Annotated in this window: 8 protein-coding genes and 1 pseudogene; 2 read left to right on the forward strand and 7 right to left on the reverse strand. The window is 40.7% G+C overall.

All coding sequences use genetic code 11. The features are described from left to right. Positions 1-56 precede the first annotated feature (56 nt). Positions 57-896: pseudogene (locus MSHOH_RS19885) on the forward strand (SDR family NAD(P)-dependent oxidoreductase). A 36-nt stretch (positions 897-932) separates the two neighbouring features. On the opposite strand, the gene MSHOH_RS19890 reads toward MSHOH_RS19885, so the two are convergent. The 7 genes from MSHOH_RS19890 to MSHOH_RS19915 all read right to left on the reverse strand — a co-directional run bounded on the left by MSHOH_RS19890 (position 933) and on the right by MSHOH_RS19915 (position 10,830). Further along, complete coding sequence (locus tag MSHOH_RS19890) at positions 933-2,390, reverse strand: Ig-like domain repeat protein (RefSeq protein WP_052730947.1); 1,458 nt, start codon at positions 2,388-2,390, stop codon at positions 933-935. Positions 2,391-2,638: 248 nt separating this feature from the next. Further along, complete coding sequence (gene iscB / locus MSHOH_RS19895; RefSeq protein WP_239451075.1) at positions 2,639-3,634, reverse strand: RNA-guided endonuclease IscB; 996 nt, start codon at positions 3,632-3,634, stop codon at positions 2,639-2,641. 1,284 nt (positions 3,635-4,918) lie between these two features. Further along, on the reverse strand, positions 4,919-5,812 hold the full coding sequence (locus tag MSHOH_RS19900) for a hypothetical protein (RefSeq protein ID WP_048142294.1): 894 nt from the start codon (positions 5,810-5,812) through the stop codon (positions 4,919-4,921). Between the two features lie 369 nt (positions 5,813-6,181). Then, on the reverse strand, positions 6,182-8,179 hold the full coding sequence (locus MSHOH_RS19905) for a methyl-accepting chemotaxis protein (protein ID WP_048142296.1): 1,998 nt from the start codon (positions 8,177-8,179) through the stop codon (positions 6,182-6,184). 452 nt (positions 8,180-8,631) lie between these two features. Further along, positions 8,632-8,994, reverse strand: coding sequence for an ATP-binding protein (locus MSHOH_RS23260; RefSeq protein WP_082089434.1), 363 nt, complete (start codon positions 8,992-8,994; stop codon positions 8,632-8,634). Position 8,995: 1 nt separating this feature from the next. Beyond that, positions 8,996-9,457 (reverse strand): sensor histidine kinase, encoded by a 462-nt coding sequence (locus MSHOH_RS22410; RefSeq protein WP_052730948.1) that lies wholly within the window; start codon positions 9,455-9,457, stop codon positions 8,996-8,998. Between the two features lie 185 nt (positions 9,458-9,642). Continuing rightward, positions 9,643-10,830 carry an AAA family ATPase gene (locus MSHOH_RS19915; RefSeq protein ID WP_048142297.1) on the reverse strand — a complete coding sequence of 396 codons (1,188 nt, stop codon included), beginning with the start codon at positions 10,828-10,830 and terminating at the stop codon, positions 9,643-9,645. Between the two features lie 355 nt (positions 10,831-11,185). Here MSHOH_RS19915 and MSHOH_RS19920 point away from each other — a divergent pair, with 355 nt between their 5' ends. Then, the gene (locus MSHOH_RS19920; RefSeq protein WP_048142299.1) at positions 11,186-12,730 is read left to right on the forward strand and encodes an FAD-dependent oxidoreductase; all 1,545 of its coding nucleotides are present in this window, start codon (positions 11,186-11,188) and stop codon (positions 12,728-12,730) included. Positions 12,731-12,733 lie beyond the last annotated feature (3 nt).

Raw genomic sequence — 12,733 nt, forward strand, 5'->3', positions numbered from 1 at the left:
GTAAACCAACCAAAAAGAATCGATCAAAACAGAACTTATGAAAAGTAGAAGGGGGAGTGAAAATAGGGGTTGAAGAGTATTTCAAGGATAAATGTTGTCTGGTAACCGGTGCAAACTCCGGAATCGGCTATGCGATAAGCGAAGCGCTGCTGGAAAAAGGAGCAATAGTTTTCATGGCTGGCCGAAATGAAGAAAGCCTGGAGTCAGCGGCTAAGAATCTTGACGCATATGCATGACAGATTCGTATTCTGCTTGTTGATGTGACAAAACAACCTGAAGTGGATAAGGCTGTTCAGGATATGGTCGCCCAAGAAGGCAGAATTGATTTTTTATTTAATAACGCAGGGATCGGGGGAACAATGCCGACCGTTGACGCCACGCTTGAGCACTGGAAGTCTATCATTGATGTCAATCTCTGGAGTGTAATATACGGCATTAATGCCGCACTGCCAATTATGCGTATTCAGGGTGGAGGACACATCGTTAACACGGCTTCCATTGCTGGATTGGTACCGTTCCCATTCCAGGCTCTCTATTGCGCCACAAAATATGCAGTGGTCGGGATGAGTGAAAGCATGCGGTACGAATTTGCAGAAGAAGGCATTCATTTCTCGGTGACATGCCCCAGCGCTGTCGTTTCGCGCATCTGGAAAAAGCCGATACTGGGCCCGGTCCATGAAGAGGTGGAAGCCCCTGAAGATGCAATTCCAGCGGAAGAAGCTGCGCTGATAATCCTTGAGGGCGTTGCAGAGAAAAAAGGAATCATTGTGGTGCCTGAAGAGCCGGGCGGCTGGCTTTGGCATGAATATTGTAATTCTTCTGAAGCCGCAGAGGATTTCCTGATGAAAATGGCTCATGAGCGGAGGATAGGATGGGCAAAAAGGCAGAAGGTATGAGAGAATAGAAACTATGCTGAAAAAGAATCAAGGAGATCATTTTGAGGAAAGTCTCTTCTGTGCAAGGATACCAATTAATGTGACAATAATTCCACTAATTACCGCAATAATAAATTCTATTATCGGACTCTCTTCAGTAGTTTCTATAGCAGGATGCTCTACCAGTAGTGTCAAAGAAGATGATGTGCTGGGTCTAAATCTATTATCATTGTCTCTGTATCTTGCTATTATTGAATGCGAGCCAACCGAAAGGGGAGAAATTGTTAAAATTGCCTGACCGGAACTTAAAGTCTCAGTTCCTATGGATGTGTTTCCCTCAATAAAAGTGACTGTGCCTGAAGGCCTCTCTGTTCCCTGAGATGTTGTATTAACTGTAGCAGTAAGCGTTATTGGGTCTCTGGTTGAATAATGGTCGGGTGAAGAAGTTAAAGTGGTTATGGTTTCTATCCGGGATCCCGGAACAGAACAAATGAACTGACCTAAACCAGAGGGACACATTCCCACATCCACCTTATCTATAACGGTATTGGTTTTTGTGCTAATTACAGAAACAGTATTACTGCCGGAATTTGTCACATATACCTTTGTTCCATCCCTATTGACTGCGACTCCGCAAGGGGATGTTCCTACAATTATTGTATCCGTAACATTGTTCGTGGCCGCATTAATCACAGAAACTGAACCGATAGGAGTATTATGGTTCGCCACGTATACCCATTTTTCATCCGGGGTAACTGCAATTCCGTGAGGATATCTTCCTACGCTTACATCGGCTATAACCTTGTTAGTTAAAGTATCAATTACAGAGACATTGTCACTATTCATGTTCGTTACATATACTTTTGTTCCGTTCTTGTTGACTGCAACTCCATAAGGAGCTTCTCCCACATTTATATTAACTGTAACATTATCTGTCGCCGTATCAATTACAGAAACAGTATTATCGCCTCTGTTCGTCACATATACCCTTGATCCGTCAGGAGTGATTACAACTCCAAAGGGATCTTTTCCTGTATGTATATCAAGAACACTGCTGGTTATCAGGTCAACTGCACGAACTTTTTCATTTAAAAATTTTGCCACATATAGTTTTTGTCCATACGGATAAACCGCAATTCCAGAAGGTTTACCTGGTTTGCCTTCTTCTACATTCATGGGTGTAACCTCTTCGGTAACTGTGTCAATTATGGAAACAGTGCGTCCCGGAATTTCATCGTTACCGAAGTTAGTTACGTACACCTTTGTTCCATCAGGGCTTACTGCAACTCCCACAGGAACATTTCCTACAGTCACCGTGGAGACAACAGTGTTGGTTGTTGTATTAATTACAGAAACAGTGTTACTTTTCTCATTTGGAACATATGCATATTCAGCAGACAGGTCATTCTGCGCAGTAACTGCGGACCCGGTAAGTGAAAAGACAATTAAAAGCGAGAGAAGAACTATTGAAACTAAAAGTAATGAATGTGCTCTGTTCCCCCCTTTCATCCTCATAAGCAGGAGACTCCCTCCTCGGAGGGTGCAGCCCTACAGGTGGGAGAGGAATGTGTCAACTCTACCGGGATTATTTTTCTGTTCAATTAGGGTAGTTGTCCTGGCCCTCAATCGTTCACAGTTTCGTTTTACATTAACACTATTATGAATCTTATTTCCAAAAATGTCAGTTATAGCAAAATAGCCAGTAGATCTTTTACCTTTTACAATACCAGCTCCGTATTCAGTTTTAATCAAATCGAATTTTCTTAACCCAAACAATTTACCAGTTGGAATCTTCTTTTCTGATCTTTTCCCGTTCTCTGCTGATAATCTCCTTTACTAACATGTTTTTTCAGGTAGAAAATATCTTCAAGTTCCACTTTTTGATCGTTACAGCATATTGAAACAGCATCGAAATAATGTGTTTTTGGAAGCTCTAACATTTGTTCTCTTTTGTATTTAGTTTCGTATCCAAAAGTTTCTATGAAATTCCAATCTGATTTCTTAATTTGGGATTTGATAATTCCAATTTCAGTTGCATGTTTTGTTTTCGATCTTTTTACGGATAGTTGAAACTCTCCTCTATGTAATGCATCATGACAGGTATTACATAGACAAATCAAGTTTTTAGGAGTATCCGTACCTTTCTGTGATCTAAAAATAATGTGATGACAATGTAACTTAGGATCTTTTGATTTGCCTTTGCAATGCTGGCAAGTATGTTTGTCTCTATTAAGGATGTATGCCTTCAAATTGTAGAACCCTTTTTGATCTCCATTTTGATGCTCAATACCTGAAACACTTGGATCTGTTATCTTATGAATATCAAAGGAAGCAAGTTCCACTCCCCACTTTGTTACAGGCAGAATCGATTCAACAAACTTCTTTTCTCTGAAATGAGATTCAAGTTTGCTTCGAATAGAAGGTGGTATTCGTCCTTCTCTTAACGAATTTCTTCTATTATCAAATCTTGCAGGTCTGTATCTGGTCTTTCTGCTTCTTCGAGTTCTCCTGTACATAGCTCTCTGTTTCATTTTTGCGGATACATCTTGTCTGATTTCAGCTTCAGATTGATACAATACTTTTCCATTTCCAACTGCAGCACAGCCTATTTTCTTGGAGCCAGAATCCATTCCTGCAACAACAGGTTGAGTATAACCCTTACTGTTATAAGTTAACTTAATAGTAAATGGAATTCTACTGACCACTTTTGCTTTACCTGCTTTAAGCAAAATTCTTGCTTTTGCAGGATTAGTTGGCATCAGCGGTTTTTGATTTTTGTTAAGTACAAACACAAATATTTGTAATTCCTCCTATTTCTAGGGGTTATGCGTATCAAGTTTTGTGGAGTCAAAACCTGAATTCGGCTTCCTCTCGATCGGATGTTAGAAGGTTTAATGACACAGGCACCGTCCCTACCCTTCAGGACTTTTAACCTGTATCCTCAGAGCTTCAAACTGAGGCGACATTTGAAGGTAACTATAGATTCTTCCACATCGTCTACCAATTTTCTTTACTCCTATTGGTGATCTGGTCAACCAGGGCTATCTTTCAAGCTCATTCCTCGACCGCATCGGCGGGCAGGGAGGGGTAGTTGACTTACATTTCACTCCTTAGATGTATGAATATAGCCGCATACTGTGTGAACGGAAAGAAATCAGTGACTAAATTATAATGTTCATGGAGTATAAGGTTGAAGATTCAGTCACTAAATAAATTTGTAAGGGATAAAATCAAATTTGATCACAAAAGGATATATTTCTAAATATATAATGATGCGCAATATTAATATATAATAATAGGTGAATTCTCAAATCATTCTTTTGAAACAAGTTATCCTGGAGAAGAATTTGATCGCATTAACTTTTCTGTCATTTTTTGGCAAATATTTTTGTATGTTGTAAAAAAATGAAAATCTAGTTTAACGTGATAATCTTGGATAGAGATATTGAGAACTGTTCCTTAAAGATGGAACTAAATACAGCCATTAATAGAAATACAAATATTTTCTATAATTTTTTCCATAATTCGTTAAGCTTAGCTTAACTGCCATATTTTGACAGCAATACTCGATCCTATAAGCTATAGCATTCATAAGAGAGAAAAATTAATGGAGTATTAAAAAGAGAGAATTAAAAGGGCTACAGTACCGAAAAAAAACTAAAACCGGATAAGAAATCCAAAAAGAAAGAGAAAGGAGATGACTTAATGGTAAAATTTTTTATTTCTCAGAATTTTGGTCTTGTTGTTTACTGATCCGGTAGTAGAGTTTTCATCTGGTCACTCAGTTCTCCAGAACCAGATAGAGGAGGTATATTTGATACTTAGCAGGTAATACAATTTGAGGTGAGGCTGTTCGGTATGTTTCGGGGTGCTTATCTTTGAGTTACCTTGAAAAGGGATGGGAAGATGAATCCTGGCATCATTCCTTTCCGGTTTCCCCTATCATCTCCTTTCTAACTTTCCATCCTTTCAGTTTTTTATCATCTCCTGTTTACTTTTTAACTTTTCATATCATTTTGTCAGATGTTCGGATCTGTCAAAACTCAGGCTTCAGTGCTATTATCTGCACTGTTTTCAGGTATCTTTCCAGGACCCATGGGACAATCAGAGCCTCCGTGCTGCATCGGACCTCTAACTCCCATCCCGGGCATTCCCTCGGAAGAGGATATAAGTTCCATGAGGTCTTCAAGAGACTCTGCTCCGTTTATCTCTTCTATCAGAGCATTGAGTTCCGTGATCCTGCTACTAAGGCTTTCACTTATGTTTTCATCGGTTGAGTTTTCGTTGTTGCTCACCATTTCTTCGAGGTGTCCGATTTCCATTTCGAGTGAGTCAACAGCCTGGGCCTGTATATAGGTGAATACAACGTCCTGCAATTCTTCTGCACCGGAAGCCGCACTTATTTCACTGGATAGGGTTTCAAGCTCAGTTATCTGTTCATTGAGCATCTCAGTCATATTTTCATCAGTAGTGTTATCCAGCTGACTGTTAAGCATTTCAGTCATATTTTCAAGGGCATCAACCATTTCTACCTGGGCATCGGTAAAGTTTTCCTCAGTTAAGTTTTCAATCTGGGCGAAGCCGAATAATCCGGGCATCCCAAAGGTCCCGTGATTCATTCTAGCCTGTCCCATATTCATTCCATCAGGCCCGCACCTATTTGCCGGCACACGGCTGGACAGAACTTCTTGAAGTTCGGAAGCACCGGATGCTTCACTTACATTAGTATAGAAGCTTTGAAGTTCGGCAATTTGTTCACTGATAGAGTCGAGCATTTCTGCCTGAACATCTGCGAAATTCTCATCAGTTATATTCTCTGCAGGAATAAATGCAGGTTTATTTTCTGAAGCAAAAGCTCCTGAAGGGAGAATGAATAATACCAACATTACCGCCGAAAAACGGTAAATTGAATTTAGTACCTTTGTTTTTATTTTCATAGTTATACTTCCGTTACTGATCTTTAACTCTGATCTTTAACTCCGTTTTTTCGTTTGTCTTGTTTTTGAGTTGTTTTTGTCCTGTGTTGATCTATTCTATTTGTCTTGCAGGCTCTCAACCTGCTGACAATCATGAAATAAGCAGGCTTAGATATAAACATACTTTCAGAAAATAAGGATCTAAATCGATTTAATTTAAAAAAGAAGCTTTATTTTAGCTTTTAAGACTTAAGAACCCTTAAAAAACAGGATTGAAACTTATTAGGCTTCTTAAAAGTCTTGTACTTGAAAATTAGCTACATAGAATCAAAAAAGTACTTTCAGGATATGATGGAGAAAATCTCATACCCTGTATTGCGGACTGAATATTCAGTGTCTATTTAAGTTCCTTTTTCTGTTAAAATCCTGAGGTTTTTCAGAAGATAGTTGACTGTTTTTCTTTTCTCCCGAGACCTTGAAGTTCTCCAATAAAGAGTCAACTGTTTTCTGGGCAAGCACGCTTACATTCTGCACTGAAGTACTAACCTGTTGCATTGCAGCTGTCTGTTCTTCAATAGCAGCTGAGGTTTCTTCACTGCTTGCGGCGTTTTCTTCAGCTGTTGATGCAGTCTCACTGATGCTTTTCTCAATGTTTTCAATTATACCCAGGCCTTCTTCTGCAAGCCTGTCCAGTTCATCAAGCATGGAGTTTATAGTGGCAACTGCAGTGGCAATTTCATGGCTTTTATTCAACGCCTGTTTAATGTTCTTGCTTCCGGTTTTAGCCTGACCGTCTGCGGTGTTAATAGCTTCTGTCACTTTCTTGGTCTCTTTCTGGACATTTGTGACAATCCCATTAATTTCATCGGTACTCTTTCTCGAATCGGCAGCAAGTTTTCTAACCTCATCAGCAACAACGGCAAATCCCCTGCCGTACTCGCCGGCTCTTGCAGCTTCGATGGCTGCATTCAGGGCAAGAAGGTTAGTCTGGTCAGCAATGGACTTGATTTTCCCTGTAACGGCACCGATATTATTCACCGCATCGTCGAGAGAGTGGACGATATCTCCAAGTTTGGAAATTTCTGCAACAAGCTGCTCCACTTCTTCCAGAGCCATATTGCTGAGGCCCTGGGCTTCGTCGCTGGTTTTACCTGCCTGGGAAGCATAACTGGAGGATTTGGTGGAAGAGTCGCTAAGCTTTCTGAAGATTTCCTGGGAAGATTTTATATCAGAAGCTGCTGTACCTGCATGCCTGGAAAGGTTCTCCGAACCGGTTGCAATCTGCTCTGCAGCAGTTGAAATCTGCTGCATGCCCATATTCATCTGACTGACGGCTTCTTCAGACTGCCGGGCATCTTCCAGAGTAGTAAGCATGTTTTCAAGAATGTTTTCTATGACTACTTTCAAATTAGTAACAAGCCTGTTGAATTCATCAAAGGTATCGCCAAAGTCATCATCCTTGATCTTTTCGAGATGAGTATTAAGATCGCCTTCCCTAATTCTTCTGATGCCATCTCCAAGACTCCTCAAACAATCGTTGGTATAAGCTAGGAGGTCCTTAACCTCTTTTTCCCTGTCTTTCAGCTCGGTCATATCAGTTATAACCATGAGACTGCCAACAATAGTTCCAGTCTCGTCTTTTATTGGCACAGCTGAGATCACTGTAAACAGAGGTTTATCTAAAGACTTGAATTTAAAGGATTTCTCAAGATTATAAATGCCTTCTCCTGTTTCCATTACTTTCTCAGCAAGAGTTCTTCTGGAATTAGTCTCTAGTAATTCAGAAGGAGATCTCCCGATGGCTTCATCCGCACTCTTAAATTTGCAGACTTCCAGAAAGTAATCATTAATGTACTTTATTTTTCCAGAAATATCTACATAAAGTGCAAGTGATGGAGCTGGAATGCTGCTGACAATTGCTCTTTGGGATTCTTCTCTTCGTCTTATTTGCGGAGTTACATCCAGGAACATACCATCAATATAAACCATGTTTCCATGCTCATCGTTCACTAAATGAGCCTGTTCCTGAACGGATACTGTTTCACCATTGGATTTTTTGATTCTGTATTCAACCTGATAAGGATTTCCGGTTTTCATTGCTATTTCTATAGCCGCATCGATTTGAGGAATATCTTCCGGAAAAACGATATCTGACCAAGTTAATCTTTGAGAAAGAAAGTCCGTTGTAGAGTAGCCAGTGAGTGTTTCTACACTTTTGCTTATGTAGTGTATAGGCCACGAAGACTCATTCGAAACTCTAAAAATAGTTACTGGAAGATTATCAATTATCCAGCTTATTTCTTTTGCCACCTGATCAATATCATCAATAAATTTTTTTTTGGAGTCTGCCCGCTCCACTTTTTCCAAATCGCCATTTAGTAAAGCCATGACCAATCTAATCCCTAATTAGTTATATATTAACTGCTATTATAAATGGAAGGAGTATTTAAGTGTATAGGGGATATAAAAACCTTTAACCCCATAATCTGAATGCGACTACGTAAATATTTATAGGAAGATTGCCTATTCTAAGTATGTTTCAACTTGATACCGAATCAAAGGTATTAGGGATCTGTCTACTTATGCTCATTATCTATGTTCTATACAGATTGATTCCTATTTTATCGGTTAACAATTAAAGGTATGGTTACTACAGAGCCATTTGCTTTCCCGATTGCTTTATGATAGTAAATACTATTGGCAAATGGATGTGCAGCTTAAAACTAGCATCCAGAGCAGGCAGAGATTAAGAAGAGTTTTCTTCAAAGTATAAGCGAGCTATGTAGAGTTAACTAAAGCTGTATGTGTTCAGCTTTAGTATCCAGCTCTTTAATTTTTAATTATGCAGGTCCTGCAGCAAACTTAATAATGTACTCTGTCCCGTTATTTCTGTTAAGCCTGACATTTTCATCCAGCTGATCCGCCAGGACACGTATGAGCTTAAGTCCAAGACTTTCAGATTTTTCGAGATCAAAAGTTTCGGGAATTCCCACTCCATTATCCGAGACAGTAAGGATAAAACTTGCATTCCCTTTGAAACCTTGATTTTTCCTTTTACTCCAGTTATTGCGCTCAAGTCCTCTTTCTTTTTCTCTTACGAGTCTTATACGAATTTCTCCGGATTTTCTATCCGGAAAGGCATACTTCAGAGAGTTGGAAAAGATCTCATTGATTATAATCCCCAGAGGAACCGCGGTATCGATATCAAAAAAATTTTCTCTTCAATTTCCATATATATAAATTGATCCTGAAATCTCTAATTTCGTAAGCATCCAGAAGATTTTCAGCAAGCACTCGAAGATAGGTCGAGAGATCAACATTGCTTAACTTCCTATTCCTGTAAAGTTCCTTGTGGATAAAAGCAATCGACATTATTCGATTCCGGCTTTCCCTGAGAATCTCTTTTGTTCGTTCATCTTCCAGATTCTCAGCCTGAAAGTCAAGCATAGATGAAATTACCTGCAAGTTGTTTTTTATCCTGTGGTGAACCTCTTTTTTTCGAGCTATCTCGACCTTTGCCAGGTTTTCTTCAGTTTCTTTTCTCTCAGTGACCTCGTATATTATGCCGTTATACACATCTGGCTTCCCTTCCTTACCCGGGACTTTCTGGTAAGTCTTATGCATCCATTTTATTTTCCCGTCCCTGTACCTTTCCCATCCCTGCACCTGATCCTGTAGTCAAGCTCTCCCTTATAGTAGCCTGAACACTGCTTTACATTATATTCTTCATCTCTGAAGGAGCGCGGGTCTTCAGGCTCAATCAGCTATGGCCATAATTTTGAAGAAACGAGCTCTATTTGATAAAGATGCTGTCCAGTCCGTAAGCTTAACAACTCAAGACTGAGATTCGACTAATTTTTTTTCTGAATGCAGTATTCTTTAAACCCTTCTCTGTCAAGGGTTAGAACTCTAAGGAATCCTTCATTCTGGCTTTCATCGCATAAATTGAATGTTCTGCCATTTTTTATCGGAAGATTATCAGGGTTTCTATGGCCATGGATCTGATATGCGTTCTCATTTGTGTTTTTGTTAAAATTTTCAGCGATCAGAAACGCATGCTCAGGGTCTCCCACTCCTTTAATCATCTGTTCGGTTCCCACAAAAGTAAGGTTTTCAGGAAGGTTACTAAGTCCACCGTGTGTTACGAGCACGTATTTATTACAAAATTCGTAATAAACGCAAGGTACTGCTTTCCGGTATAGTTCAAGGATGTCCTTCTCAGAAGTTCCTGCCTGTTCGAGTTCTTTCAGAAGACATAAAGTGTCCGCGAACTCTGATATACGGGACTGCTCTTTACCGGCTGCCGGAATACAAAGGCATTTTTCATTATCCCCTTCAAGCAAAATTACATTATCTCTGCACAGAATTGAGATCAGGAACTTAATGACCCTGGCATTTCCGGTGCCTTTGCCTGCGTAATCTCCAAGGAAAATATACAGATCACTGTCGTTCAGTCCGCACGTCAGATATTTCATAAGGGCTGTATAACTGCCATTTATATCTCCGATGTGATGGATTTTTTTATAATGGGAAAAATCAGTAATTCTGTACTGTAATTTCTCAGAAAATTCATGAGGTTTTATCACCTTTACAAATGAAGGCACACTCTGCCTTTCTATTATAGAGTACATATCCTCGATTACAGCCTCAGGTACAATCTCATATGCAGGCCTTTTCCTGTTTCTTTCCTTTGCAACTTCAAGCGGCACATCCGTAAAATCGACACAGAAAGTCTCATACCTGTAAGTTTTGACAAGCTGCCTGTACTTTGCAATATCTGCGTTTCCCGCATTGGTTGCATTCAGGATTGTGAGCTCTCCCTCTTCCATGCGGCATTTAATAAGAGAGTAGATAAGTCCCCAGGCTCTACGATTAATTTTCTGGGAGATAATGGTTTGTCCGGTAACAGACAGTATCGGAGGCTTTATAAGAAGCCTGACCTCATCTGAGGAAATGGTATAAGGCTCAAGCCTGTTTTCTTTAACAAAGGTCGATTTGCCTGATCCGGGTATTCCTCTTAAAAATATTAAGTACCTCATATAACACCCACAGCCAACTTTGAAAATATTTGATTCAATTTCAGTTAACGTGTCTAGTTTGATCAAACTCGTCCGAGGCAGATAAATCTTAAAATTCCAGTCTTTTTTGATTAACTCTCCTTAACGAAGAATATCTGAGTTAATAATACCTGAGTTAATATTACTATTAGTTTTTATAACATTTAATTGGATAATTTTATGGTATCTGTTTGAGGATAGATGTTGGGGAACACCTTTAGCAAAGTGGTTATACGGAACGTGAACAAGCTCCTGATAGTTATACCGTCTACTGGGAAGGCAGTTCCATGAGAAAAACTCACGAGGTGCAACCTTAGAAAATAGTACGGTGACCGATATGGCAGATCAAAAGGAAACTGGTTATACTCTTCCCGGCAGGGCAGAATCTTACTGGAAGGCTACTATGCCAGAGTCAAAATATCCTCCTCTTTCCGGAGATATTCGTGTAGATGTTGCAATTCTTGGGGGTGGAATAGTAGGAATTACGTCTGCCTTCCTTTTGAAGGAAGCAGGTGTGCAATCCGTGGCAGTGATCGAAGCAGACCGCATTCTGACAGGGGTGACAGGCCACACCACAGCCAAAATTACATCCCAGCACCACCTGATCTACGACCGCCTGCTCTCAAAATTCGGGAGAAGGCAGGCACAACAGTACGCAGAGTCCAACCAGGCAGCCATAGAGAAAATAGCTTCCATAGTAAACTCAAGGAAGATAGACTGCGATTTTGTCCGTAAACCTGCCTACGTTTATGCAGGCTCTGAAGATTCGGTTGGGAAAATACGAAATGAGGTCCAGGCAGCCCAGAAACTCGGGCTTCCGGCTTCGTTTGAAGAAAACCTGCCCCTGCCCTTTGAGATATACGGTGCGGTCCGTTTCAATCATCAGGCGCAGTTTCATCCCACAAAGTACCTTGGTGCACTGGCAAGGGAGATTCATGAGGACGGATGTCACATCTTTGAGAACACAAGAGCATTGAAAATAGAAGGGGAGAACCCCATAAGCATAAAAACGGATAGAGGAACCGTAAAAGCGCAGAAGGTTATCCAGGCAACTCATTTTCCAATTCATGACAGACCCGGGCTGTTTTTTGAGCGTCTTTACCAATCTCGCTCATACGTGCTCGGAGTTCGCATTGGTGAAGCTTTCCCAGAAGGAATGTTCATAAACGCCGAAGAACCTGTCAGGTCTCTCCGGGCACAGCGCACAGAGGGGGAAGAACTTGTGCTTGTGACCGGAGAGGGACATAGAACAGGAGAGGGAAATCATGAAACTGATCACTACCAAAACCTCGAGAAATGGGTAAGATCTATCTATTCCGTCAATTCCATTGATTACCGCTGGTCGACTCAGGATACCATAAGTATTGACCATGTTCCTTACATTGGTCAGCTGACATCAGGAAGCGAAAACTCGTATCTGGCAACGGGATTCCGAAAATGGGGCATGACCACAGGTACGGTCGCAGCAATGATTCTTACGGATATGATCCTTGGGAAGTCCAACTCCTGGGAAGAAGTGTACGATCCTTCGCGATTCAAACTGGTTGAATCGGCAAAAAACATCCTCTCACAGGTTGCTGAGGCTAGCAAAGCCTTTGTAGGAGATAGAATACTCCCTGTTCATAAAGAGGCATCGCAGATTATACCTGGAGAGGGTGAGATTGTCAAAATAGAAGGCGAAAGAGTAGCAGCATACAGAGATCGGGAAGGAATGCTCCACACTCTTGACCCCTCCTGCAGACACCTGGGATGTATCGTATCCTGGAATGACGCCGAAAGGACCTGGGACTGCCCCTGTCACGGCTCCCGCTATAAAGCAACAGGAGAGGTTATTCACAGTCCTGCCGTTTCCGGGCTTTCGGAAAAGAAAGTTGAGGAATGAGTC

This window comes from Methanosarcina horonobensis HB-1 = JCM 15518, from assembly GCF_000970285.1.
In the GTDB taxonomy this organism is placed as follows: Archaea; Halobacteriota; Methanosarcinia; order Methanosarcinales; family Methanosarcinaceae; genus Methanosarcina; species Methanosarcina horonobensis.

Coding starts and splice junctions, on each gene's coding strand:
- MSHOH_RS19890 (WP_052730947.1), bottom strand. CDS start 2,390: ATGAGGATGAAAGGGGGGAACAGAGCACATTCATTACTTTTAGTTTCA.
- iscB (WP_239451075.1), bottom strand. CDS start 3,634: ATGCCAACTAATCCTGCAAAAGCAAGAATTTTGCTTAAAGCAGGTAAA.
- MSHOH_RS19900 (WP_048142294.1), bottom strand. CDS start 5,812: ATGAAAATAAAAACAAAGGTACTAAATTCAATTTACCGTTTTTCGGCG.
- MSHOH_RS19905 (WP_048142296.1), bottom strand. CDS start 8,179: ATGGCTTTACTAAATGGCGATTTGGAAAAAGTGGAGCGGGCAGACTCC.
- MSHOH_RS19915 (WP_048142297.1), bottom strand. CDS start 10,830: ATGAGGTACTTAATATTTTTAAGAGGAATACCCGGATCAGGCAAATCG.
- MSHOH_RS19920 (WP_048142299.1), top strand. CDS start 11,186: ATGGCAGATCAAAAGGAAACTGGTTATACTCTTCCCGGCAGGGCAGAA.